Source organism: Pandoraea cepalis, assembly GCF_902459625.1.
GTDB lineage: Bacteria > Pseudomonadota > Gammaproteobacteria > Burkholderiales > Burkholderiaceae > Pandoraea > Pandoraea cepalis.
The window spans coordinates 568925-594707 of sequence record NZ_CABPRY010000002.1; the positions used below are offsets into that span (position 1 = coordinate 568925).

A 25783-nucleotide genomic window follows, 5' to 3' on the forward strand; every position below is an offset into this window, starting at 1 on the left:
GTGCGAGGGTTCCGCAGCAAAGCCGGCCGCGCGGCGGGGGTAGGGCGCGGTGCAGACAGAGTCTAGCCGAAGCCCCGCGTGGCGCGAAGAGGGGATGCCGCCGGTGACGGCCCACATGCCGACGGACGGGTAACGGCGCCTGATGCTGCCGTTACTCATGTCGGGGGCAAGTTTTCGGATCTGCCCGATGGGCTTCGCGAGGAGGCTTTTGTTATGCTTGCGAACAGACTCGCTCAGCCGCCACGCCCGCATGCTCCACCTATTCTTTTCCAACCGGTTCACCACCCTCGAAGCCGCCCTGTTGCGCGATCTCGCTCAGCCGCCTGGCAACACGGGGAAAGCCGGTAATCCGTTCGAGACGGAAACCATCGTCGTGCCAAGTGTGGCCGTGCGGCGCCGGCTCGAACTGGACTATGCCGATGTGTTCGGCGTGTGTGCCAACGTTCGTCTGACCTATCTCGCCCAGTGGCTGTGGGACATGGCGGGGCAACTGGTCACGGTGCCGGAGAGTTCGCCGTTTGCGCCGGACCGGCTTGTCTGGCCGCTGTATCAGTGCCTCGCCCAGCCGTGGGGGGACGCCTCGCCGCGACTGGCGGGCTATCTGACGGGCGCGGACGATGTCATGCGCTTCGAATTGGCCGACCGACTGGCGCATCTCTACGACCAATATCTGACCTATCGGCCGAACTGGCTTGAGCGGTGGCAATCCGGGGAGACGATCGAGCCGGGCGCCGCCACGGGCTGGGGTGAGACGCAGCGTGCCGACGAAGTGTGGCAGAGCGCCTTGTGGCGGCAGGTGTTGGCGCATCTGGAGATTCGCGAGCGTCACCCAACGTTGCGGGCCATCGACCGGATCGAGGCATTGACGCCGCAGACGGTGCCTGCCGGATGGCCGTCACGGGTGTCGGTGTTCGCACTGTCGTCGATGCCGCCGCTTTCGATGGCGCTGCTCAAGGCGATGTCTCGTCTGATCGAGGTGCACCTGTACGTGCTGAATCCGTGTGAGAGCTATTGGTTTGACATCGTGCCGCCGTCACGACTGTCGTATCTGGCGCGGCGCGATGGGGTGGCGCATCGGGAAGTGGGGCATCCGTTGCTCGCCGAATGGGGGCGCCAGACGCAATCGCACATCGATGCGCTGTATGCCGACCTCGCACCGCAGGCGGTGGAGGACCGGGCGCTGTTCCAGGCCAATCCCGCACCGACGCTGCTCGCCGCCCTGCAAAACGGCATTCTCACGTTGGACGATGGCCGTCACGGCGCGCCCGATGGCGTGAGCGTCGACGGGTCGGTGCAGGTGCATGTGTGCCATAGCCTGGCGCGTCAGATCGAAGTGCTGCATGACCGGTTGTTGGCGTGCTTCGACGAGATTCCCGATTTGCGTCCCGATGATGTGCTCGTGACCGTGCCGGATCTGGGGCGCGCGGCCCCGCTGATCGACGCCGTGTTTGGTACCGCGACACCTCGCATTCCCTATCTGGTGACGGGGTTGCCGCCGACGCGGACCAACCCCGTCGCGCGGGCGTTCGCCGCCATCCTGGCCTTGGCGCAGCAGCGGGTGGCGGTGTCGAGTCTGGTGGAACTGGCACGCACGGAGGCCATCGCACAACGCTACGACCTCGGCGGCAATGGGCTCGACACCGTTCAAAACTGGTTGCATGCCGCCGGTGCACGACGCGGCTGGCGCGGTGATGCCTTGCTGCGGCTCGACGCGCCGCAGGCGTGCGCGCTGACCGGGGCCGATGTCTCGCCGGCGTTGGAGCGGCACACCCTGGGCGATGCGATGATGCGGCTGTTTCTCGGCTACGCCTTGCCTGATGACGCCTTGCCGGTCGACGATTGGCTACCTGTTGGGGGAATCGAGGGCGGCCGTGCCGAATGGCTCGGGCAGTTGGCGCGGCTCATCGACGATCTCGATGCCACCGCCGTCACGCTGCAAACGATGCGCACGGGGCTCGCGTGGCGCGATCAGTTGCTGGCGATGCTGGAGCAGTTCTTTTCTGACGAGCCACGTTTTGCCGACGATGTTGCCGAGGTGCGCGTGGCCATCGAACAGATCGGCTCGGCCATTGCCGATGGGGCGCCCGAAGTGCGGGTGCCGGTTGACGTGGTGGCGCGCGTGTTGGCCAATGCCCTCGACGATCCGACGCGCGGCGGCGTGCCATCGGGGCGTGTGACGTTTGCGGCGATCCCCAGCCTGCGCCTGCTGCCGTACCGGGTGGTGTGCATGATCGGCATGGACGACGGGGTGCTGCCGGGGCGCGTGCGCGCCGACGAATTCGACCTCATGCGCGCGTTGCCGCAACGTGGCGATCGCCAGCGGCGCGACGACGAGCGCAATCTTTTCCTCGATCTGATGTTGAGTGCGCAGGACCGGTTCCTGATGACCTACACGGGCCGAAGCGTGCGCGACAATGCGCCGCTGCCGCCGTCGACGGCTGTGGACGAATTGCTCGACTTTGCCGGGCAGTTGCTCGCACCAGTGTCGCAGGGGTACAGCCTCGACGATCAGCGCGAAGCCCGCGAGCGGCTTGCCGTGTCGCATCCGCTTCAACCGTTTTCTCCTGCCTATTTCGATGGCCACGACTCGTCGCTCTACAGCTACGACGTGGCCAACGCCGAGGCGGCGCAGCAATTGGCGGATCAACTGGCGTCTCCCACACCGAATGCCCGCCCCGCGCCATTCGTGCGTGAACCGTTGCCCGCTGTCGTACAAACCCATTTGACGTTGGACGACCTGCTGCGTTTCTGGCGTCATCCCGGCAGAGCGTGGGCGCGTGACCGGCTGGGACTCTCGCTCGGCGAACTGCTCACCGAGGTCGACGACGAAGAGCCGTTCGTGCTCGACTGGGCCGGACGCGATGCGCTGGCGGCACGCCTGCTGCCGCGCCTGATGCGCCACGACGCACGCGATGAGCCCGCCGCACGCGCGCATGCCGACGCCATCGAGCGTATTGCGAAGGTCAGTCACGAGTTGCCGGGCGGGGCGACCGGTGCCGTCTGGCGCCGCAGAGCGTTGGGCGGCCTGCGCGCGCTGGCGTCGCAGGTGCGAGAGGCGCAGGCGGAAGGCACGCGGGAGCTGCAGGTGACGCTGCCTTTGACGCCGGCGCTGCCGCCGTCATGGCGCGAATCGACGGACGCTGCCTGGCATGGCGACGCCACGTTGCGCGCAGCATGTCTGTTGCAGGGACGCTTGGCCCCGGTGTCGCGCTATGGACTGGTAATGTATCGATTCGGCAGCCAGCGCCCGAGCGATCTGCTTGCCGCATGGCTGGCCCATCTGGCGCTTTGTGCACATCTCCAGCAGCCCGAGCACGCCGGAATGGACGTAGCCGCCAGAACGCTCTGGTACGGCGAAGACGAGACATTCGCGTTGCGGCCGGTGGAAGACGCAGCGACGCTGTTGGGGCAATGGGTGGCGCTGTACCGCCTCGGCCAGACGCGGCCGTTGCCATTCTTCACGCGAAGCGCGTGGAAGTTGGCGAGTACCGGCAAGCCGGGCGAGGCGCAAAGCGCGTGGCTCGGTTCGGCATTCGCACGGGGCGACGCGGACGACCCGTACACGCGACTGATCTGGCGCGGCGTGGAGGATCCGCTGGCGCCGCCGTTCGATGCGCTCGCCAATCTCCTGCTCGGCCCTCTGGTGCAACACCTTGACGCGGCGGAGGGCGCATGACGCAGCTCATCGACCTCGACGTCTTCAGTTGCGATCTCGACGGCGTTTGCCTGATCGAAGCGTCGGCCGGCACTGGCAAGACCTGGAACATCTGCGCGCTGTACGTGCGGTTGCTGCTCGAGAAGCGATTAACGGTCGAGCAGATTCTTGTCGTCACCTTCACCAACGCGGCCACGGCGGAGTTGCGTGAGCGGATTCGCGCACGGCTGGCTGCATTGGTGGCTGCGATGGCGCCGGTCTTCGAGGAGGAGGAGGACGAGAACGACGATGTCGTCGACTTCGATCCGGACGCCAGCGACGATCCGTTGTTCAACGTCATGATCGCGGGGTTGATCGAGCGTGGTGACATGACACCGAAGGCCATTCGCGATTGCTTGCAAACGGCATTGCGCGGCTTCGACCAGGCCTCGATTCACACCATTCACGGGTTTTGCCAACGTGCGCTGGCGGAGGTGCCGTTTGCGGCCGGATTGCCGTTCGCCTACGAGCTGGTGCCGGACGACAATGGCGTGCGTCACGACCTGGCGGTCGAATTCTGGCGGCGTGTGGTTGAACCGATGGCAGCGCAGGACGACGGCTTCGCCGCGTGGCTGGTCGATGCGAAACGCTCGCCCGGCACGCTCACCGACCAGTTGGCGCGTCGGCTGAAGAAACCCATGTCGGAATTGCGCTGGCCGTCGGCGGTCGAGGCAGACGCTCAAGCGTCGTCGGACCCGGGATGGTTCGCGACCTACGCGGAGGCCTGCGAGTGCTGGGACGCCGAGGCCGTTGCAATAACCGATCTGATGCGCGCGGCGTTGCCGTCGTACAAGAAAAACATTTACGACGAGGTATCGCTTGCGCAAGCCGTATCGGCCTGGGCGCGCTATCTGGGCGCGCGCGATGCCGGGGCGCCGTTGAGTCCGAAGGCCGAATTGCTGACCACCACGCGCCTCGCCAAGGACATCAAAAAGGGCGAAACGCCGCCCGATCACCGGTTTTTTGGCATGGCCGATGCGCTGGTGCAAGCGCGCGCCGACGCGCACGAGCGTTACGCGATGCAGTGGCTGCGGATGTTGCGCGAGTGGCTGATGCAAGCGCCGGACCAGTTGGCGCTTCGCAAGCGCGAGTTGCGGGTGGTGTCGTTCGACGACCTGCTTGGCAATATTGCACGGGCACTGAACCAGCACCCCGATCTGGCCGAGGCCCTGCGCGAGCGATACCCCTGCGCACTGATCGACGAGTTCCAGGACACCGATCCGCTGCAGTTCGACATTTTCAGCGCCGTGTACGGTCGGCGGGAGACGGCCGCATCGAACGTCGGGCGGGGGCCGATGTTCATGGTGGGTGACCCGAAACAGGCGATCTACAGGTTCCGGGCAGCGGATCTGCATACGTATCTGGCCGCGCGCGAGAACGCCGACGCGGCGTACACACTGGCGGTGAATCAACGCTCGACACCGGCCATCATCGAGGCGGGCAATCGCCTGTTCGGGGCCAACGACCGGGCGTTCGTGCTCGACGGGCTCGAGTATCCGCCGGTGCGCGCGGGGGCGCGGCAGCGTGCGCCGTTTACCGACGCTCGCGAAGTGGCCGACTTCACTGTCTGGTGGCTGCCGGAGGATGACGAGCCGCTGTCGAAGGACGACGCGCAGCAGGCGTGTGCGCGGGCGACGGCGGCCGAGGTGGCGCGCTTGCTCGCGGGCGCGGCGCGCGGTGACGTGCTCGTGGGCCAGCGACCGCTCGCACCGGGCGATATTGCCGTGATCGTGCAGACGCACAGGCAGGGCGCGCTGATGAAATCGATGCTTGCCGAGCACGCGGTGGGCAGCGTGGAGCTGACGCAGGACTCGGTGTTTGCCAGTGACGAGGCACAAACGCTGTTGCGAGTGTTGCGTGCAGTGGAGTCTCCCGGCGACGTGCGGGCGCTGCGCGCTGCGCTGGCGACCGAACTGTTCGGGCTCGATGCCACGGCGTTGTATCGCATGCAGACCAGCGAAGCCTCCGACGCCGAGGCGATCGCGTGGATCGAGCGGCTACAACGCTATCGTCAGTTATGGATCGACCGTGGCTTCTCGGCGATGTGGCGCACGTTGATGCGCGAGCTGGGCCTCGCGGCACGTCTGGTCGCTCAGGCCGGCGGCGAGCGACGCCTCACGAACTTCATGCATCTGGCAGAGCTTGCACAGGCCCGCTGGGCCGAGCAGCCCGGCATGCCGGCGCTGCTGCGCTGGCTGGCCTCGCAGCGCAATGCGAGCGGCGGTGAAGACGCGCAGTTGCGTCTCGAGTCGGATCAGAATCTGGTGCAGATCGTGACCGTTCACAAGTCGAAGGGGCTTGAGTATGGCGTGGTGTTCTGTCCATTTCTTTGGGACGGCGCAGTGCGCGACGGTGGGCGTCTCGACGGACTTGAGTATCACGATGGTTCCAAGGCCGTTATCGACTTCACCGATGCGGCGGGCAAGGGGTCGCCCGCCGCCGCCGCGCTACGGCAGGAGCAATCGGCAGAGCAGGCACGATTGCTGTACGTAGCGCTGACGCGCGCAGTCTACCGTTGCTACCTGGCGGCCGGCATTTATGCCTCGCGACGCAGCGTGAAGGAGGCGTGCGGCGGCATGCTCAACTGGCTCGCGGCAGGGCAAGGGAATACGTTCGATACGTGGGTTTCGTCGACGCTCGATACCGACGAGCGGGTGGCCACGATCCGGTCGGCATGGAAGGCGCTGGTCGGTGGCCCACTGGCTGTGGTGCCGTTGCCAATGGGCGATGCGTTGGATGCCGACATGCGTGTCGTCCACGACGCGGCGCCGCAACTCACTCCGCGCGCGAGCGCTCGCGCGTTGCGCGAAGTCTGGCGGATCGGGAGCTTCTCGGGGCTGTTGGCAGGAATGCACGCCGGTCCGCAACTGGGCGGCGGTCAACTCAGTGCGCCGGAGCGTACGCGTCCCGATTACGACGCGCAGGCCAATGCCGGGCCGACGTTCGCTCTGCCGCCGGAGGGGGACGATGCCTGGCCACCCGCCGATGACATTCTTCGTTTTCCACGCGGACCGGCGGCCGGCGAGAGTTTGCACCGTGTGTTCGAACTGGCGGATTTTCAGGCGCGCGCGCAATGGCCACATGCGGTCGCTAGAGCCTTGCGCGAACGACCGCCCGGGCGCGGAGCCGAGCACAACGATACGTGGCGCGCCATGATGATGAGCATGCTGGCCGATACGCTCGCTACACCGTTGCGACCGGGCATGCAACTGGCCGACGTGGCGATGACCGAACGGCTCACCGAAATGGAATTCACGTATCCGGCCGATGCCGTGTCGCTCGAGGCGCTGCGCGGCGTGTTGCGCCAGTTCGGTTATCCGGACTTGCCGCTCGACGCGACGGTGCTGCGCGGCTACCTCAAGGGGTTCATCGATCTGGTGTTTCGCCACGGCGGCCAGTGGTGGATCCTCGACTGGAAGTCGAACTACCTCGGCACTGCCCCGGAAAACTACGGCGCCGACGGCCTGCGCGAAGCGATGGCCGAGCACGGCTATCACCTCCAATACCTCCTCTACACATTGGCGTTGCATCGCTACTTGCAGCGCCGATTACCCGACTACCGATACGACCGCGATATGGGCGGCAGCCTCTACTTGTTTGTCCGGGGCGTTCGGCCCGACTGGGCGCGTGCGCATCTGGCCGGTGACGATGTTCCGGGTGTCTTCTTCGACAAGCCGTCGCTTGAGATGGTCGACGCGCTCGATCGGCTGTTCGCCTCGGGCGAGAACGCTGCACTGGCGCAAGCGTTGTCGCCGGACGTTCCAGGTGACGACGCGGGCGCTGCCGACGGGGAGGGCGCATGAGCGATCGACGAGATCGGGGGGACGTGGCCGGCGCACCGTTGGCCGACAGCGGCGTGGTGCGATTGGCGCAGGGGTTCGCGCGTCGAATGGCACTGCTCGCGCGCGGTCACGGGGCGGACGAGTCGACGTGCCGCTATGTGTGGCGCGCCGCCCTCGCGGTGAGCCTCGCCACGGCCGAGGGGCACGTCTGCGTGCCGCTCGATAACCTGCTCGACGGGCAAGCCAGCGGCGAACTGTTTCCGGGTGACGCCCCCGCGCTGTCCGTCTGGCGCGAGGCACTCTTTGCCAGCGGCTTGTGTGCCCCCGCCAGCCTGGCGCTGGCGCGCCCCGGCGATGTGCAGGCCGACGCCTTCCCGCTATTGCTCGACGACCGCGATCGCCTCTATCTCGCACGTTATTACAGCTATGAGGCGCGGCTGGCGACGGCGCTCGGACGTAAGTTGTCGCTGACCGAACGCACACTGATCACCGCTGCGGATCGCGCTCGTCTGCATCGTTACTTTGGCGAAGGCGCGCTTGTGTCGTCGGACGGGCAGCAGGAACCGAACTGGCAGATGGCGGCGGCGGCGCTGGCGCTGCAACGCTCGTTGGTCGTGCTCAGCGGCGGTCCCGGCACCGGCAAGACGACCACCGTGGTGGGGTTGCTCGCCTGCCTGCTCGAGCGAGACGCCAACCTGCGCGTGGCGCTCGCCGCACCCACGGGGAAGGCGGCGCAGCGCATGCAGGAGGCGTTGACGGCCCGTCGGGATCTCCCGGAGGCGGTGCGCAGGGCCTTGCCCGAGGCGGCGGTCACGTTGCATCGGCTGCTGGGTGTCTTGCCGGAGTCGGCCGAGCAAGCGGGGCGGCGTTTTCGACATCACGCGGGCAACCCGCTGCCCTACGATCTGATCGTCGTGGACGAGGCGTCGATGATCGATCTGTCGATGGCGACACAATTGCTCGAAGCGGTGCCGGAAAGCGCACGCCTGATCCTGTTGGGCGACAAGGATCAGTTGGCGGCGGTTGAAGCGGGGGCCGTCTTCGGAGAGTTGAGCGCGCAACGCATGTTCTCACCGGACATGCGTAGGCGATTGTTGTCCGCGCTCGAATGGCCCGTCGATGCGCCGCCCCGGTCGGGACCTTTGGCTGCCGTCGTAGGGAACGGCACGCCGGATGCGGCCGCAGGAAGCGCCCGAGTGTCGCAAGGGCTGGAAGACACCGTCGTCTGGTTGGAGCGAACTTATCGCTTCGGCGAGAATTCTGCGATTGGTCGCCTGGCCACCGCCATCAAGTCGGGCAAGGTGATTGAGGCGCGCAAGGCCTGCACCCTTGCGGACGACGGGGCGCTCGCCGACATCGGTTCGACGGCAGCGCCAGCCGCAAGCGACGCCGACCGCGTGATGTTCAGTGAGGACGGCGGCGTGCAGTTGTCGCCCGCCAGTCTGCACGCGCTGGCGGACGGGTATTCGGCCTATCTCGCCGCGCTGGCCGAAGCGGTAGCGACGATCGAGCAACTGGGCGATCCGGCGACGGTAACCGCCGCCGATGTCGCCATGGTCGCGCAGCCGGTGTTTGCGGCGTTCGGTCAGTTTCGCGTGCTGTGCGCGACACGCGGTGGGCGACGCGGCGTCGAGTTGCTCGGCGCGCAACTGACGGCGGTACTCGCGCGTCGAGCCGGTATGGCGCTCGGGGCTGGCGGGGGCGCCTGGTTTGCCGGGCGCCCGGTGTTGGTCACGCAGAACGAATACGCGCTGAACTTGTTCAACGGCGACATTGGCATCGCGTTACCGCTCGGACCGTCCGGCACGCTACGTGTTGCGTTTGCCACGCCGGATGGGGGATACCGCCTTTATTCCCCGGCCAGCTTGCCGGCCCACGAGACCGCATTCGCCATGACGATCCACAAGTCGCAGGGTTCGGAATTCGAACGCGTAGCGATGGTGCTGCCGGAACAGGCGAGCCGGGTACTCTCGCGGGAGCTGATCTATACGGGGGTGACGCGAGCGCGCCGTCAGGTATGGCTTTACGCGCCGTGGCAGGTCGTCGCGTCGGCCATCGCGCGGCCCACGCAGCGCGACGGCGGGTTGACCGACCGGTTGATGGAGGTGCTGGCTACGATGCCTCCTTCGGTGCCTGCGCCGCCGCCGTCGCTGCCGCGATAGCGGCCTCGGCCACCGAGCCCAGCCGCGTGACAAGCAACTGGTCGATCTTGTAGTTGTCGATGTCGACCACTTCGAACTTGTATCCCGCGGCCTCGGTGGCTTCCGATTTCTTCGGAATGCGCTTGAGCTGATAGATCATGAATCCCGCGATGGTCTCGAACTCGCCTTCACCAGGAAGCTCGTCGATATCGAGTGCTTTCTTCACGTCCTCGACCGACGTGACACCATCCACGAGCCATGAGTGCTCGTCGCGCTGCACGATCTGATCTTCGTCCGCCGGGTGAATCACGTTGCCCATGAGCGCGCCCACAATGTCGTTGAGCGTCACCACACCGACCACCAGACCGTATTCGTTGATGATGACGGCAAAGCCTTCGCGGGTTTCCTTGAAGCGTGCGAGCGCTTCCGAAAGATTCAGGGTGTCGGGGATCACCAGCAGCTTCTTCGCATAAAGGCGGTCCAGATTGCGAATCACGCTCGACAGGTCCTCGCTCGCAATACGCTGGAGCAAATCCTTCGAGTCGACGTAGCCGAGCACGTTGTCGATTTCGTCCCGGCACACGAGATACTTCGAATGCGGGCTTTGGATGATCTTTTCGCGAATACTGCGCTCGTCCTCGGCGATGGTGAAGTACACCACGTCGTCGCGAAATGTCATGACCGAGCCGACGGTGCGCGATTCCAGCTCGAAAACGTTCTCGATCAAATGGAGTTCCTGCTTGCGCACCACGCCGGCTTGCGCGCCCGCACCGACCATCGCCGCGACATCTTCCGACGTGATGTTCTCGATGGCATGCGTCGGCAGCTTGAACAGACGCAGAAACAGGTTCGCCACGCCATTGAAGAGGTAGACGAGGGGCCGCAGCACCTTCAGGCACAGCAACATCGGATCGATGATGCCCATGGCAACGCGCTCTGGGTTGACCATCGCGAGGCGCTTGGGAATCAGGTCGGCGAACTGAATGAAAGCGATCGTGATGAACAGGAACGAGCCAATGCCTGCCAGGCGCAGCGCCAGCGCCTGATCGGTGAGCGGCGAGAGCCACGCGAACAGATAGCCGGTCAGGAAACTCTCGCCAAGCACGCCGCCGAGCACGGCGACCGCGTTCACGCCGATCTGCACAACGGTGAAGAAATTGCCTGGCTGCCCCTTGAGGGCGAGTACCTTGATTGCCTGCGGGTTGCCCTTTTCCATGAGCACGTGCAGCTTGGTGCGCTTGGCAGCGGTCAACGAGATTTCGGCGGCGGAGAAGAATGCGCTGGCCAGAACCAGCACGAAGATACTGAAAAGAAAGCCGTAACCACTCATGTTGTCATCCCTGTAAATGCGAAGGCAGGTACACAGCCGCGACGCTGGCCGGACCGATGAGCAAGGAAGCGGGTCCAGTGGGCAGGGAGACATTTCAAAACAAGCCCGGCGGGCCGTCATTTTGAGATGCCTTCAGGCGGGTGCGCGGAAGGCGCGTACCCGGTGCGGTGTCGTCTGCGAGCCAAAAATGCCGCCGACGCCATTTTTGCGGGCCGCGTCAGCCGCGTAGGCTGTGCCGCTGTCCGATAGCATGCCATAAGTTCGGGGCTTGCCGACACCCATGCCCCAACGATTGGGCGAGCGCTGGGGCGCCGCTGTCTACTTTCGGACGGTGGCTTGCGCGAGCTGCGCGACACCGCGTTCAGAACCGACAATGGGCGCGCGCCGCCTCGGGCATCGTGAACTTCGCCGCGACACCTTGTCGAGGCCGTGGCGACCGGCCACGTATCTCCCTACTGAGGATCTCACGATGATGAACGGCATCCAGGCATTCCACTATTCGCCGGGGTTGGGCAACGTTGCGGCAGCAGCCCCCATTGCGCTGGCGCCAGGAGCAGGGCTCGCCAACGCCGCCGGCATTCCGCTGGTGCGCATCGCCAACGCTCGCGCCGATAGCCTGACGCACCCTTGGACCGCGCGAGACGTGCGTGCCGAGCCAGTGTCTCGTGGCATGGACAAGGCCTTCGGCAGCGATTTCCTGGGCGCGTCGGCGGAGGTCGAGGCGTCCGGCGAAGTCGCTGCCGGCCGGTTCATACCCGAGGAAGGCGGCATTGACAGCGGCGAACTGGCTGCACTTGTGCTCGACGTTCCCACGAATGGCGCAACGCGTGGCGCGCAACCGGTCCTGAGCGCGTCCGCCCTGCAAACGCTTCATGTGTGCGCCAGTGCGCAGGACACTGGCACACGCGGCGTATCGCCGGACGGTCGCAATCATCCTGTGTTCATGCCCGACGGGCGCAGCGAGCGGGCACAGATCTGCCGGGAGATTGTGAGCGGCTCGCTGCTCGGCACCGGCGGTCGCAACGGAACGGTGGCGTTCGATACCCGTCGCGACGACGTGGCGACGATCGTCGCGGATACCGCGCGCCGATGGACGGGCAAGCCGGCACTGGCAGGGAGAAAGGAGTGGTCGAAGGCGTGCGAGGAACTGGAGTCGCCCGCCACGTTCATCGAGAAAGCGAACGATCGGCTGCACCAGGGATCGCGGGTCCTGCCGTCGCGCGAGAGTACCGAATGGATGCTTCGCGTGGGGTTCGCCGACGGCTTGCCGATGCATCAGGCCATGGTGCGCGCCGATCTGCCGCCGTCCGTCGGACTGGGCACGGACGAGTGGGTCAAACTCGCCCTCGGGGTCGAGCAACTGGGCGAGCGTCACTGGGAGCTTCGTCACACGGAGGTGATGAACGCGGCGGCGCTGCCCGCGACGAACACGAAGGCCTTCACGGCACTCGCGACGTCGATGTCGTCGCGGCCGCCGCATATCGCGACGCAGCGCCTGCGCAATCAATTGGCGATGCGTGGTGTGCCGACCGTTCCGGCCAGCACCACGATCGATCCGTCAGCGCACGGCTAAACTCGCTCGCCGCCTGATCGCCAGGCGTCATCCATGAAAAAACGCGCCCGGTTTGACCCGGGCGCGTTGACTTCCATCGTTGACGACGGGCAACGGTGCGGCGGCGCAAGGCGAAACGCTCACCGCCGCGTGCGCATCGTCAGGTGCGACGATAGATTTCGGCGCCGCTCTTGACGAACTCCACCGCCTTGACTTCCATGCCCTGCTTGAGGGCGGCTTCGTCGGTCAGGCCTTGCTTGGCGGCGTAATCGCGCACGTCCTGCGTGATTTTCATCGAGCAGAAGTGCGGTCCGCACATTGAGCAGAAGTGGGCAACCTTGGCCGAGTCCTTCGGCAGCGTCTCGTCGTGGAATTCACGCGCCTTGTCCGGATCGAGACCCAGATTGAACTGGTCTTCCCAACGGAACTCGAAACGCGCCTTCGACAACGCGTTGTCGCGAATCTGCGCGCCCGGGTGGCCCTTGGCGAGATCGGCGGCGTGCGCGGCGAGCTTGTACGTGATGATGCCTTCCTTCACGTCGTCCTTGTTCGGCAAGCCGAGGTGTTCCTTCGGCGTGACGTAGCACAGCATGGCGGTGCCGTACCAGCCGATGGTCGCCGCCCCGATGCCCGACGTAATGTGGTCGTAGCCGGGGGCGATGTCCGTCGTCAGCGGTCCGAGCGTATAGAACGGGGCTTCGTCGCAGTACTCGAGCTGGAGATCCATGTTCTCCTTGATGAGCTGCATCGGCACGTGGCCCGGGCCTTCGATCATCACCTGCACGTCGTGTTTCCAGGCGATTTGCGTGAGCTCACCCAGCGTCTTCAGCTCGGAGAGTTGTGCTTCGTCGTTGGCGTCATAGATTGAGCCCGGACGCAGGCCGTCGCCCAGCGAGAACGCGACGTCATAGGCCTTCATGATTTCGCAGATCTCTTCGAAGTGCGTGTACAGGAAGCTTTCCTTATGGTGCGCGAGGCACCACTTGGCCATGATCGAGCCGCCGCGGCTCACGATGCCAGTCATGCGGTTGGCGGTCATCGGCACGTACGCGAGGCGCACGCCGGCGTGAATCGTGAAGTAGTCGACGCCTTGCTCGGCCTGCTCGATGAGCGTGTCGCGGAACATTTCCCACGTCAGGTCTTCGGCCTTGCCGTTCACCTTCTCGAGCGCCTGATAGATCGGCACCGTGCCGATGGGCACCGGGCTGTTGCGCAGGATCCATTCACGCGTCTCGTGGATGTGCTTGCCGGTCGACAGATCCATCACCGTGTCGCCGCCCCAGCGGATCGCCCACGTCATCTTGTCCACTTCCTCGCCGATCGACGAGGTCACGGCCGAGTTGCCGATGTTCGCGTTGATCTTCACGAGGAAGTTGCGGCCGATGATCATCGGCTCCGATTCCGGGTGGTTGATGTTGTTCGGGATGATGGCGCGACCGCGTGCGATTTCGCTGCGCACGAATTCCGGCGTGATTTCGGCGGGGAGGCTCGCGCCGAAATGCTGACCCGGATGCTGGCGCGAGAGCAGCTTGGCCAGACGCTCGCCCTGCGGGCCGGCGTTGCGCACGCTCTCGATGTATTCCTGACGGCGCAGGTTTTCGCGAATGGCGATGTATTCCATCTCGGGCGTGATGATGCCCTGACGCGCGTAATGCATCTGCGTCACGTTCTTGCCGGCCTTGGCGCGGCGCGGTGTGCGATGCAGACCCGGGAAGCGCAGCTCTGCGGTGGCGTCGTCGGCGGCGCGCTCGCGGCCGTAGGCGGACGTCATGCCCGGCAGCGCTTCGGTGTCGCCGCGCTCCTCGATCCATGCAGCGCGCAGGGCGGGCAGGCCGGAGCGGATGTCGATTTGGGCGTCCGGATCGGTGTACGGACCGGAGGTGTCGTATACGAAGATCGGCGGATTCTTTTCACCGCCAAAGCTTGTCGGCGTGTCGGCTTGCGAGATTTCGCGCATCGGGACGCGGAGGTCGGGGCGCGAGCCTTCCACGTAAATCTTGCGGGAATTCGGCAGCGGTGCGATCGCGGCTTCATCCACGCGCGCATTGGCTGAGAGGAATTTCGGATTGGCGTTCATGCAATGTCTCCTGGCGGGGCACGTGTTGACGCCGACAATTTCGGCGAAAAGCGGCTCAGGAGCATGAACGGGGGCGAGGAATTTCTACGCTCCCTGCGCTGGCATTATCCAGATCAGGTTCTAAGGGTATTTCTCACCCACAACTCACGTTGCAGGACCCCTGCGCTAGCTTTGCGGCAACAATACACTGACATGCCCGGCAAACACAAGCACGATACGTCCCGAAAAACGTGAACGGCCGATGCTGCGATGCGACATAACGCGTGCCGGCGGACGCAAACGCTGGTTGGGCGGCGGCGTCAGGCGAGGGCGAGTGCGCTGACGTCGCCGAGCGTGCGCGCCAGTCGTTGTGCGATGTCACCGGCCGGCGCCTGGGGTACCGCACTCCCGGATGTGCGGCTTGGCTCACTTTGGCCTAACAATTTTCGTCGGTTTTGGCCCTTCCGGGGGCGACAAGGGGTGCGTATCGTCGAAGGCGTGGAGGCATGGCAAGCGTGACAACGCCATGTCACCGGTGGGTGAAGCCTATTCTGAACGGAATTGAATGGAACGGAGAATCGATTCATGCTACGACTGAACTACATCAAGGCCGCGCCGCGCCCCTACGAACAAATGAGCGTGCTGAGCCAGTATTTCCATGACTGCGGCCTGCCGGGCGGCCTGATCGAGCTGGTTTGGCTGCGAGCCTCGCAACTCAACGGCTGCGCGTTCTGCATCGACATGCACGTGGTAGACGCCCTGAAAACGGGCATCGAACCGCGCCGTCTGCATTTGCTCGACGCCTGGCGCGAGACCGAGCTTTACTCGCCGGCCGAGCGCGCCGCGCTGGCTTGGACGGAAGCCGTCACCAACGTGCAGGACGGCCATGTGCCGGACGCGGTGTTCGCCGATCTACGCGCGCATTACGACGACAAGCAGATCGCCGATCTGACGTTCGCCGTCGCCACGATCAATGCGTGGAACCGTATGGCGATCGCGTTTCGCGCACCGCTGCCAAAGACACCCCACGGCGTACGCTGAGCGCCAGCCCGACGCGAAGCGCGTTCTGACGCCGTCGCTACTGCGCCAGGCGCACTTCGCGCTGGAACTCGCGCGGCATCAGCCGTAGCGCGTCGCGGAAGAACCGCCGGTCGGGCGGGGGCAGCAGTGGCAGCACGCGGCCTAGCGACTGGGCGGCATGCACCGCCTGCGGCGAGTCGCCGTCCTGGTGCAGCGCGAACCACAACATCTCGAACCACAAGTTGGCGAGCTGCAACGGCTCGAAGCAGACGCGCCCCTCTTCATGGTCGGCAAGCGTCGTCGCCAGGACATCGGTCCAGCGCTGGAAACCCTTCGCCCGCGAGAAGGGCGCGCCGAATGGCTGCACGGCGTCGAGAAAGGCGTCGACCGTCAACGGCGTGCTCGCGCGCAGCGTCGCCAGATCGGGGTCGCGCCGCGCCGGCACGGCACCGCGCGCAATGCGTAGCAGGAAGACCGTGTTCCAGACGGAATTGCCACCGACACCGAACCGGTCGCAGATCCATTCCGAGAGCCCGATCCAGCGCAGCGCCTGCCGCTGAACGTCCGTGGCGGCGAGCCGTCGGCCGGGATCGATGAGCGCGCCTTGCCAAAACAGCCACAATGACAGCCCGATGTTGGCCGCGACATGCTGCGCGAGTTCAATGGAGTCGGCTTCGAACGCGGCTTGCAGGGCGTCGGAAAAGGCGGCCAGCGCGTTCGCCGCCGACTGCTCCCGTGCGGGCATCGGGCCGCCGCGCGCGGCGTGCGACTTGTGCAGCAATGCCTGCAGGTTACGGCTCTCGAAGCGAATGCGCGGGTTGTAGACGAGACAGGGGGCGAGCGAGGCATCGTCGGCGATGCGTTGCAGGTGGGCGAACGCGCCGGCCTCGTCGCGTGACCCGTAGGCTTGCCAAGCCTGCACGATCCAGTGCATGGCGCGTAACGTGGGCGAGCCCGGCGGGTTTGCGCCAAAGGTCGAGGCGAGCGTTGCCAGCGTTCGATTCGTGCGCGCCGCGTCGCCCATGCGACGCCAGGCGATCGTCTCGGCAAGCAGGGCGATGCCGCGTTGCACGTCGTCAACGGCACACACCTGCGCTGCATGAAACGATGGAATCGCGCCAGTGCGCGGCTGGCGGCGTACCTCGCCCTGCGATGGCGCTTGGGGCGGCGCGAAGAACACGCCGTCCTGCATATCTCGCTTGCCCAGCGTCAGGTGATGCCAGAACGCAATGTCCTGCATGACGTAATCGAGCGCCGGCGATGGGGTATCCGAGGCCGCATCCTGTGCGAGCCCGAGAAACGAGGCGATGGCGCGACGCGGGTCGGCGGGCGTCGCGTCCCCGATCGTCACGGCGATGCGCGACATCTCATCGCGGGCGAGCCAGAACGGCCCTTTGCCCCGTCCACGCGTCGGCAGCAGACGCGCATCGGCGAGTGCATCGTCGCCCCAGCCCACGGCAACGCCCCAACGCGCAAAGTCGGAGAACGCGCGGCTGATCAGCATACGCAAATCGCCCGCCGCGCCGGCTTGACTGAACCGGATCTTCAACGAGGCAAGCGAGACCGACGACATCTCGTAATGCGCCGCATAGTAGACCCGCATCAACAACCAGAGGCTCTGATATCGCACCGGTTGGCCGTCGACATGCTGGGGGGCGTCGAGGCGGACGACGAGCGTTGGTGCGCCCGTGGCGGAGGCCGACGTGACGGGCGTTGTGCTGCGCGAGGGAGGGGTGTCGGACATGGCGTCGAGGCGAGTCGAGTGGCGTCGGGCCACGGACGACGGCCGCACACGCGACGGAATCTACGAATGGGGTGAACCGATGATACGGCGGTTACGACGGTTACGGTAGCGTTGCTTTGTGCCTGCCGAAACGCAGACTATGCTGCAAACGCTCCCGGAACCGGGCGCCTGGCCGGCGCCACCGACGTTCTCCCTGCCACCCCGATGGCACGCATTGAAATCAGGACAACGAAATGAAAATGAAAATCTCTCGCTGGCGACGCGGTGTTGTTGCCCTACAGACGGCTGCGGCTGCCGCGCTCGTCTCGGCGACTTTGTTCACCCCGCCGGCACAGGCGGAGGAAACCAAGGCATCGACGCTGGCAGCACCGGTGCGCATTATCGAGCGTGCCGACTGGGGCGAACGTTTCGCGGCGGAAGGCGTGAAGGGCACGATCATCGTGCTCGACGCTCGCACGCGAACGTATCAGGCGTTCGACACCGCGCGTGCCGAGCGGCGGGTGTCGCCCGCATCAACTTACAAGGTCTTCAACAGTTTGCTCGCGCTGGAGTCGGGCGCGCTCGAGAACGAGCGCGAGATCATTCCCTGGGATGGCAAGCCGCGTCAGGTGAAGTCCTGGAATGCCGCGATGGATCTGCGCCGTGCATTCCGGGTGTCGTGTCTGCCGTGCTATCAGGTCGTCTCGCACAAGATCGCGCGTGAATACGCGCAGGCAAAGCTGGACGAAACCGGTTACGGCAATCGCACCATCGGCCGCGCCGCTGACGCCTACTGGGTCGACGACAGCCTGCGGATCTCGGCCCGCGAACAGGTCGACTTCCTGCAACGGCTCGCACGCGGCACACTGCCGTTCTCGGCGCACACGCAGGACATCGTGCGTCAGATCTCGATTGTCGAAGCCACGCCGGACTATGTGCTGCACGCCAAGACGGGCTGGTTCGACGAGAAGACGCCCAATATTGGCTGGTGGGTCGGCTGGATCGAGCGCGACGGCAATATCACGAGCGTGGCGCTGCACATCGATATGGCGGGGGCCGCGGATGCGCCGAAGCGCGCGCGCATCGTGCGGGCCGTGTTGCAGGATCTGAAGCTGATCTGAGGACGGCGGGCGCCGTGGTGAGCCTCGCGCGGTGCGTACGCCAACCGGCGGCGCGCCGCGCGACGAAAGCGGGCTACAGCGCGCGTCCGTGCTTAAGTGCGGACGCGATTTCCGCCACGTGACGGCCTTGCGTCCTCGCGATCTTCAACTCGTTCTCGCTGGGTTTGCGAGACCCATCGGCCGCGGCGAGCGTGGTCGCCCCGTAAGGCGTGCCGCCGGTGATTTCGCCCATGTTGGTGAGGCCAGGCTCGGTGTAGGGCACGCCAACGATGACCATGCCGTGGTGGAGCAGCGTGGTGTGAAAGCTCGTGATCGTCGTTTCCTGTCCCCCATGCTGCGTGCCTGTGCTGGCGAATACGCTGCCGACCTTGCCGACGAGCGCGCCCTTGGCCCATAGGCCACCGGTCTGATCCAGGAAGTTGCGCATCTGTGCGGTCATGTTACCGAAGCGGGTCGGGGTGCCGAACAGGATCGCGTCATAGTCGGCCAGTTGGTCGACGCGGGCGACGGGCACGTTCGCGAAGGCAGCGCGCGCCGCTTTCGCGCCGCTCTTTTCGAGGACTTCGTCGGGTACCAACTCAGGGACTTGCATGACGGTGACATCGGTGCCAGCGACGCTGCGCGCGCCGTCGGCGACAGCTTCGGCCATCGTGTGGATATGCCCGAACATGCTGTAGAACACCACCAGGATCTTGGCGTTGGCCATGTGAATCTCCTTAGGGGTCGAGAGAGGCCGGCGTCGCGGGCAATTCGCCGCGCGAGGCGAGCCGTTTCATGATAGTCGACGCTCGGGACGAAACACTGAATTCGTTGGGGACCAAGCGCGCTTAACGCAGGCGCGAGCCGATGAGGCAGCCGAGCGCGAGCGCCGCGATGAGCACGGTCACGCTCGCCGATACCCCGCCCGCCAGCGCGAGCCCAGTGGCCGCCACGCCATGCGCCATGACTGCGGCCGGCACGAGCAACATGGCGCTCACGACACACCAACGCATCACATACCGCCACATGAAGCGACTGATGACATGCATGCGCGCGTCGAGTTGATGCCGTTGCCAGAATGACAGATCGGCCGCCGCGTGGAAGAGCCACAGCGGACTGAAGTATTTGATGAACAAGTCCATGACGCCATACCGGAAACATAATGCCCGCAGGGCGCGGGCATGTCGTCGAGGCGCGATAGCGGGGCAGACGCCCGATGGCACACACACGCACTTGGGGGAATCGACGCTCGATAATTGTAGCAGGCGCTCACTCACTTTGTGGTGTCGGGGTTGGGTCGACGTCGAGAAAGATTCGCCGGAATTTCGCGCAATGCACCTCGAAATTTCGGCATCATCGCGCATCTCCCATCGTGTCAGGGTCTGGCCGAAGTGTCGTGTTTCTCTCCGCTTTTTTCCGGCTGGCCGATCAGGGTGTGCGCGGAAGTGGCCGTGATTTCCTGGATCAACGTCCAGACCGACTGTGCGGCGGGCGAGAGCGTGCGGTTCTTGCGGCGCACGAGCATGATGGTGCGGTCGAGTTGCGGCACGAGCGGCAGGGCGACAAGGCGGTCCCCATGCGCCGGTAGTCCCGGCATCGGGGGAAGTGCCAGGGCTGGCATGATGCTGATGCCGATACCCGCTTCGATCATTCGGAAGACCGTGATCGCATGCCCGACTTCCTGCGCCACCTGGCAATAGGCGCCATGCTCGGCCAGCGCCCGGTCGATCAGCGGCCGGCTACCCGACGCGTAGTCGAGCAGTACGAGCTTCTCGCCATTGAGTTCCTCCCACGTCACCTGCGTCTGTGTCGCAAAACGATGTGAGCGGTCGCACACGACGAGAAACGGTTCCACCATGATGGGCTCGCCGACCAGATCCTCGGTTCCTTCCGAGGCGACGATGACGCCGAAATCCACTTCACCGTGTCGCACGCTGTCGCTCGCGAGCGTCTGCACCTGATCGCGCAGCAAGAGCGTGATGTCCGGGTAGCGGGCCGCACAGGCGGAGATGCATTCGGGCATCAGATTGGCGGAAATCGTGGGCGCGCTGGCGACGCGCACCCGGCCTCGCCGCTCTTCGGCCAAACCGTGGGTGTCGCGCAGGGCGCTCTCCAGCTCGTCGAGCACCCGGGCGAGCGTTGCCGAGAGGCTAGCGCCCACTTCGGTCAGGGTGACCTCCCGCGTGGTCCGGTCCACCAACTTGAGTCCGAGTTCTTGCTCCAGTTCACGGATACATCGGCTGACGGCCGGCTGGGTCAGGCCGATGTCCTCGCCGGCACGGCTGAAACTCCCGTGGTTGGCCACTGCGAGGAACACTTTGAGCTGGCGCAGCGAAACATTCATGCGTGTTTGGTATGAATAATTTTTTTAAATGAATTTGTATTTTAACTGCCCTTGCGCTCTAATACGTAAAAACCCGTATCGCGAGCGCACACTTCCGGTCATCCTCGATCGTTTGTCGATCGGCTGACCGACGATCGCTGGCGGCCGCCGCGCCGTCGCGTTCTGTGTCCTGGCGGACGGGCTTTGTCTTTTCCGACGGATTCGAGATCGACGATGGCCAGACCGCGTTACCTTCCCGACAATTTCACGTTGATGCTTGTGGCGACTGTCGCGCTTGCCAGCTTCCTGCCGGCACACGGCGAGGGGCGAGTGGCCTTCAACCTGCTCACCAACGTGGCGATTGCCGCCCTGTTCTTCCTGCACGGCGCGAAGCTCTCGCGCGAGGCGGTGCTCGCCGGTGCGACGCACTGGCGTCTGCACCTGCTGGTGTTCGCCAGCACGTTTGCCGTCTTCCCGATCGTCGGCCTGGCGCTCAAACCAATGCTCTCGTGGATGGTGACGCCGGATCTGTATCTGGGCATCCTGTTTCTGTGTACCCTGCCGGCAACGGTGCAGTCCGCCATCGCGTTCACCTCGATCGCCCGGGGCAATGTGCCGGCGGCGGTGTGCAGCGCGTCGGCGTCGAGCCTGTTCGGCATATTCATCACGCCGGTGCTCGTCGGCCTGGTGGTGATCCATCACAACGGTGCGAACGGCGCGTCGCCGTTCGACTCCATCGGCAACATCATGTTGCAACTGCTCGCGCCATTCATCGCGGGGCAAGTGTCGCGCAAGGCCATCGGCAAGTGGGTCGAGCGCAATCGCGGATTGCTCAAGATCGTCGATCAGGGCTCGATTCTGCTGGTGGTCTACACGGCGTTCAGCGAAGCGGTGAACACGGGCTTGTGGCACCAGATTTCGCCGCTGGCGTTGCTCGGCCTGCTGGGTTGCTGCGCGGTGATTCTGGCGATCATGCTCGCCTTCACCACCTATTCCGCCCGCTGGCTCGGGTTCTCCCGCGAGGACGAGATCACCATTGTCTTCTGCGGATCGAAGAAGAGCCTTGCGAGCGGTATTCCGATGGCAAAGGTGCTGTTCGCGACCGGGCCGCTCGGCGCCATCGTGTTGCCGCTGATGCTGTTTCACCAGATGCAGCTGATGGTGTGCGCCGTACTCGCGCAGCGCTACGCCAATCGCCAGCGCGCGGCTCAGGCGGGCAGGACGATCAAGGCAGGCGCTGCGAAGCCCGCCTTGCGCGACGGCAAGTCCGACAATAGCGCCAACGCCGGCGCGGGCCGCTGAGCGCGGAATCCCGGCGGAACACAGCCCGTCAACGGCGACTGTCACACGTTGGTCGTGCGCAAGTGTTAGAATTGCGCTTGTTTTGCTTCTTCATGACCTCCCTGGTCCGGCGGCGCCCGACGCATCTGTCCCTCGACAGGCCCCTCTCGCGCCAGCCCCGAGCATGGCGCGCAGCGCCCCTTGAATCTTCGCGAGTGAGCTTTGATGCGGAATCCTTCCGCGTGGCGGCCCCCGTTTTTTAAAAGAGATGTCCCTCCACCATGGCTGATGTAAATGCTGTTCCGACCCCCGGCTTCGATAGCTTTGGGCTGCATGCGGACATCTTGCGGGCCATCGCCGAGCAGGGCTACACCCAGCCGACGCCGATCCAGGCGCAGGCCATCCCGGTCGTGCTGTCCGGACGTGACGTCATGGGCGCCGCGCAAACGGGAACGGGCAAGACCGCCAGCTTTTCGCTGCCGATCATCCAGCGCTTGCTGCCCGAAGCCAACACGAGTGCATCGCCTGCCCGTCACCCGGTGCGTGCGCTGATTCTCACGCCGACGCGTGAACTTGCCGATCAGGTTGCCGAGAACGTGCGCGCCTACGCGGGGCACACGCCGTTGCGCAATACGGTGGTGTTCGGCGGCGTCGACATGAATCCGCAGAAAGATGCGTTGCGACGCGGCGTTGAGATCCTGATCGCCACGCCAGGTCGCTTGCTCGATCACGTTGAACAAAAGACGGTGAATCTGAGCCAGGTGAAGATGCTCGTGCTCGACGAGGCCGACCGCATGCTGGACATGGGCTTCCTGCCTGACCTTCAGCGCATTCTGAATTTGCTGCCGAAGCAGCGTCAGACGCTACTGTTTTCGGCCACGTTCTCGAACGAGATCAAGAAACTTGCGTCGAGCTATCTCACGAATCCGCTCACGATCGAAGTCGCCCGCCGCAATGCCACGGCCGACAATGTCGAGCAGGTTGTCTATCAAGTGGATGAAGACGACAAGCGCGCCGCCGTGGTGCAGATTCTGAAGGAGCGCGATCTCAAACAGGTCATCGTGTTCGTCAACAGCAAGGTCGGTGCGAGCCGACTGGCGCGCCAGTTGGAGCGCGAGGGCATCGTAACGGCCGCGATTCACGGCGACAAGTCGCAAAACGAGCGTATGCAAGCGCTCGAAGCGTTCAAGCAAGGCGGTATTCAGGCGCTTGTGGCCACCGACGTTGCAGCGCGCGGGCTGGACATCTCGGATCTGCCGGGGGTGATCAACTACGATCTGCCGTACAACCCGGAAGACTATGTGCACCGTATCGGCCGCACGGGCCGTGCGGGTGCGTCGGGTGAGGCAATCTCGCTGTGCGCCCCCGACGAACGCAAGCAAATCGTGGAAATCGAGAAGCTGATCAAGCACGAGCTCAAGCGTGGAGAGTTGGTGCTGGAGCGTCGTAGCCGGTCGCGCGACGACCGTGGCGAGCGCGTTGTTGACCGCGGTGACCGCAGCGAGCGCCACAGTCGCCACGACGGCCTGCGGGCCAGCCGTAGCGGCGGCAGTGCCGCACCGCGCCGCGTTCGTCCGGAAGACGAGTTCTTCTACAAGCCGTACGAACCGTCGCCGTCGGCGAGTGAGCCGCAACACGATGCTCGTTCGTCGCAGGAGTCCGCTGTGCCGACGTCGTTTGGTGGGTTGCCTGACAAGGCGCCGAAGCGTCAGGTGGCGGCGTTGCTTGCGGGTATCCCACGCAAGGCGAGCCACTGAGCCGATGATGGATGGCCGCGCGCATTGACGATGCGTGTTGAAGTCGAAAAGCCAGCGTAGTTGCGCTGGCTTTTTTCATTTTGGGGAACGCCAATGAAGGCAGGTGTGGGCTTCATTGCCCGTGCTGAACCCGCCAAGCCTGTGTCGCTGCGGCGTAGAAATCTTCACGATGGGAGACGTGGGCGAGCGTCGCCGGTAATCCGAGATGTGCCGCGGCGTCCTTGAGCGCGGAGAGCGTCGCGTCTGCCGTGTCGAGGACAAGCGGGGCCGCGCCATTCTGTTTGCTCAGCTTTTCGCCGTCGTCGGCCATGACCAACGGTACGTGCAGATAGCGTGGCGTGGGGGCATCGAGGCACGCCTGCAGGTAGATCTGGCGCGCCGTCGAATCCAGCAGATCCGCACCGCGCACGATATCGGTCACGCCCTGCGCCTGATCGTCGACGACCACGGCCAACTGATAGGCCCATTGGCCGTCGGCGCGTTTGAGCACGAAGTCCCCGACCTCGGTCGCCAGATCCTGCGTCTGCGGGCCCATCCAGCGATCTTCGAAGCGGATGCGAGCCGCCTCGCCGTCTGGGACACGCAAGCGCCATGCGCGAGGCGTTTTGCCGTGAAGGCCGTGGCGGCACGTGCCCGGATACGCGAGCGTGCTGTGGCGCGCGTGCACGCGTGTGAGCGAATCGGCGATTTCGCGCCGCGTGCAGCCGCAGGGGTAAACGAGTCCGCGCGCGATGAGCGAGGCGAGCGCCTGTTCATACTGCGCGTGTCGCTGACTTTGCCAGACGACCGGCTCGTCCGAGTGCAGGCCCAGACGCGTCAGCGTCGCGAGAATGGCGTCGGCCGCCCCCGGCTCACACCGCGGTTCGTCAAGATCTTCCATACGGACGATCCAGACGCCGTCGTGCGCGCGGGCATCGAGCCAACTGGCCAGGGCGGTGACGAGCGAGCCGCGGTGCAGCGGCCCGGTCGGGGAGGGCGCGAAGCGGCCCCGGTAACGCGTACCCCGGTAGCACGCATCAGGGCTGGCGGGCGGCGCGGCGTCGTGCGGGCAAGCGTGAGCCACCGGCGCGCTCAGACAGACGGGGCAGATGGCGCTGACGGGGCGGCAGTGATGGCCTTCTCAAGCGTGTTGGCCGCCGTGCGGCTGCCCACGCAGGCAGGGCAATGCTCGCCTTCGACATAAGCCGGGCTGCGCTGATCCTCGGCGGTGACCACGGCGCGACAGGCGAAGCACTGCTGGGTCGTCGACGGCGTGAGGTCTGGCGTGAGCGCCGTGCGGTAATCGAACACGAAGCAGTCGCCTTGATAGTGCGCGCCGCCAACGTCCTCGAAGTATTTGAGAATGCCGCCGTCGAGCTGATACGTATGCTCGAGGCCGATGTCGCGCATGTAGATCGCGGCCTTTTCGCACCGAATGCCACCGGTGCAGAACGACACGATGGTCTTGCCTTCGAAGTCATCGCGGTGAGCGGCAACGACGTCGGGGAATTCCGAGAATTTGGTCAGACGATAGTCGACGGCGTTGTCGAACGTACCGACATCGACTTCGAAGTCGTTGCGCGTGTCGAGCATCACCACCGGGCGGCCGTCATCATCCTGGCCGGCGTCGAGCCAGCGCTTGAGCGTGACCGGATCGATGCCCGGCGCCCGGCCGTCCGCCGGCTTGATGACCGGCATTTTCATCGTGATGATCTCTTTCTTCGGGCGCACCAGCATCCGGCGGAACGGCTGCGTCTCGGAAAGGCTTTCCTTGACGGCCAGATCGGCGAACCGGGCGTCCGAGCGCAGTTCGGCGAGGAAGGCGTCGACGGCTTCGCGCGCGCCGGCCAGAAACAGGTTGATGCCCTCCGGCGCGAGCAGGATGGTGCCCTTCAGGTCGAGCGCCTGGCAGCGTGCCTGCAGGGCAGGACGGAGGGTCGCGATGTCGTCGAGCGTGACGAACTTGTACGCAGCGATGTTGACGATAGACATGGCAACGGGATTTCGCAAAAGCGTGAAGCAATAAAGCGCCATTATCGCCGATT

At 65.1% G+C, this 25783-nt stretch carries 16 protein-coding genes and 1 riboswitch; of the genes, 8 read left to right on the forward strand and 8 right to left on the reverse strand.

Going from position 1 to position 25783, the window contains the following annotated elements; all coding sequences use genetic code 11:
• Positions 1-250: 250 nt before the first annotated feature.
• The 3 genes from recC to recD are packed head-to-tail and all read left to right on the forward strand — an operon-like array spanning position 251 to position 9638.
• Positions 251-3676, forward strand: a complete 3426-nt coding sequence (gene recC, locus PCE31107_RS07475) for an exodeoxyribonuclease V subunit gamma (protein ID WP_150607450.1) — start codon at positions 251-253, stop codon at positions 3674-3676.
• Positions 3673-7497, forward strand: coding sequence for an exodeoxyribonuclease V subunit beta (gene recB / locus PCE31107_RS07480; RefSeq protein ID WP_150607452.1), 3825 nt, complete (start codon positions 3673-3675; stop codon positions 7495-7497). The genes recC and recB overlap by 4 nt, the downstream gene beginning before the upstream one ends.
• Positions 7494-9638: an exodeoxyribonuclease V subunit alpha gene (gene recD / locus PCE31107_RS07485; protein WP_150607454.1), complete on the forward strand. Its 2145-nt coding sequence runs from the start codon at positions 7494-7496 to the stop codon at positions 9636-9638. The genes recB and recD overlap by 4 nt, the downstream gene beginning before the upstream one ends.
• Here recD and paeA read toward each other — a convergent pair.
• Positions 9589-10947, reverse strand: coding sequence for a polyamine export protein PaeA (gene paeA / locus PCE31107_RS07490; RefSeq protein WP_130026806.1), 1359 nt, complete (start codon positions 10945-10947; stop codon positions 9589-9591). The genes recD and paeA overlap by 50 nt on opposite strands.
• A 469-nt stretch (positions 10948-11416) precedes the next feature.
• Here paeA and PCE31107_RS07495 point away from each other — a divergent pair, with 469 nt between their 5' ends.
• Entirely contained in the window at positions 11417-12520 is a 1104-nt protein-coding gene (locus PCE31107_RS07495) for a hypothetical protein (protein ID WP_150607456.1), read from the forward strand.
• Positions 12521-12659: 139 nt separating this feature from the next.
• Here the strand turns inward: PCE31107_RS07495 and thiC are convergent, their stop codons facing one another.
• A complete protein-coding gene (gene thiC, locus PCE31107_RS07500) occupies positions 12660-14576 on the reverse strand; it encodes a phosphomethylpyrimidine synthase ThiC (RefSeq protein ID WP_130026804.1) in 1917 nt (638 codons plus the stop codon).
• A 73-nt stretch (positions 14577-14649) separates the two neighbouring features.
• Positions 14650-14748: riboswitch (TPP riboswitch) on the reverse strand.
• Between the two features lie 392 nt (positions 14749-15140).
• Here thiC and PCE31107_RS07505 point away from each other — a divergent pair.
• Positions 15141-15596, forward strand: a complete 456-nt coding sequence (locus PCE31107_RS07505; protein WP_150607458.1) for a carboxymuconolactone decarboxylase family protein — start codon at positions 15141-15143, stop codon at positions 15594-15596.
• Between the two features lie 37 nt (positions 15597-15633).
• Here the strand turns inward: PCE31107_RS07505 and PCE31107_RS07510 are convergent, their stop codons facing one another.
• Positions 15634-17319 (reverse strand): hypothetical protein, encoded by a 1686-nt coding sequence (locus PCE31107_RS07510; RefSeq protein WP_150607460.1) that lies wholly within the window; start codon positions 17317-17319, stop codon positions 15634-15636.
• A gap of 233 nt (positions 17320-17552) precedes the next feature.
• Between PCE31107_RS07510 and blaOXA the strand changes: the two genes are divergently transcribed.
• The gene (gene blaOXA / locus PCE31107_RS07515) at positions 17553-18419 is read left to right on the forward strand and encodes a class D beta-lactamase (protein ID WP_150607462.1); all 867 of its coding nucleotides are present in this window, start codon (positions 17553-17555) and stop codon (positions 18417-18419) included.
• 73 nt (positions 18420-18492) lie between these two features.
• Here the strand turns inward: blaOXA and wrbA are convergent, their stop codons facing one another.
• From wrbA to PCE31107_RS07530, 3 genes are all read right to left on the reverse strand, one after another.
• Complete coding sequence (gene wrbA, locus PCE31107_RS07520; protein WP_017232841.1) at positions 18493-19125, reverse strand: NAD(P)H:quinone oxidoreductase; 633 nt, start codon at positions 19123-19125, stop codon at positions 18493-18495.
• A 121-nt stretch (positions 19126-19246) separates the two neighbouring features.
• Complete coding sequence (locus PCE31107_RS07525; RefSeq protein WP_150607464.1) at positions 19247-19540, reverse strand: hypothetical protein; 294 nt, start codon at positions 19538-19540, stop codon at positions 19247-19249.
• 233 nt (positions 19541-19773) lie between these two features.
• The gene (locus tag PCE31107_RS07530; RefSeq protein ID WP_150607466.1) at positions 19774-20742 is read right to left on the reverse strand and encodes a LysR family transcriptional regulator; all 969 of its coding nucleotides are present in this window, start codon (positions 20740-20742) and stop codon (positions 19774-19776) included.
• Positions 20743-20955: 213 nt separating this feature from the next.
• Here PCE31107_RS07530 and PCE31107_RS07535 point away from each other — a divergent pair, with 213 nt between their 5' ends.
• Both PCE31107_RS07535 and PCE31107_RS07540 read left to right on the forward strand, forming a co-directional pair.
• Positions 20956-22023 carry a bile acid:sodium symporter family protein gene (locus PCE31107_RS07535; protein ID WP_130026798.1) on the forward strand — a complete coding sequence of 356 codons (1068 nt, stop codon included), beginning with the start codon at positions 20956-20958 and terminating at the stop codon, positions 22021-22023.
• Positions 22024-22283: 260 nt separating this feature from the next.
• A complete protein-coding gene (locus PCE31107_RS07540; RefSeq protein ID WP_150607467.1) occupies positions 22284-23759 on the forward strand; it encodes a DEAD/DEAH box helicase in 1476 nt (491 codons plus the stop codon).
• Positions 23760-23871: 112 nt separating this feature from the next.
• On the opposite strand, the gene gluQRS is transcribed toward PCE31107_RS07540, so the two are convergent.
• Positions 23872-24822 carry a tRNA glutamyl-Q(34) synthetase GluQRS gene (gene gluQRS / locus PCE31107_RS07545; RefSeq protein WP_281352558.1) on the reverse strand — a complete coding sequence of 317 codons (951 nt, stop codon included), beginning with the start codon at positions 24820-24822 and terminating at the stop codon, positions 23872-23874.
• Between the two features lie 8 nt (positions 24823-24830).
• Entirely contained in the window at positions 24831-25730 is a 900-nt protein-coding gene (locus PCE31107_RS07550; protein WP_150607469.1) for a sulfurtransferase, read from the reverse strand.
• Positions 25731-25783: the final 53 nt, after the last annotated feature.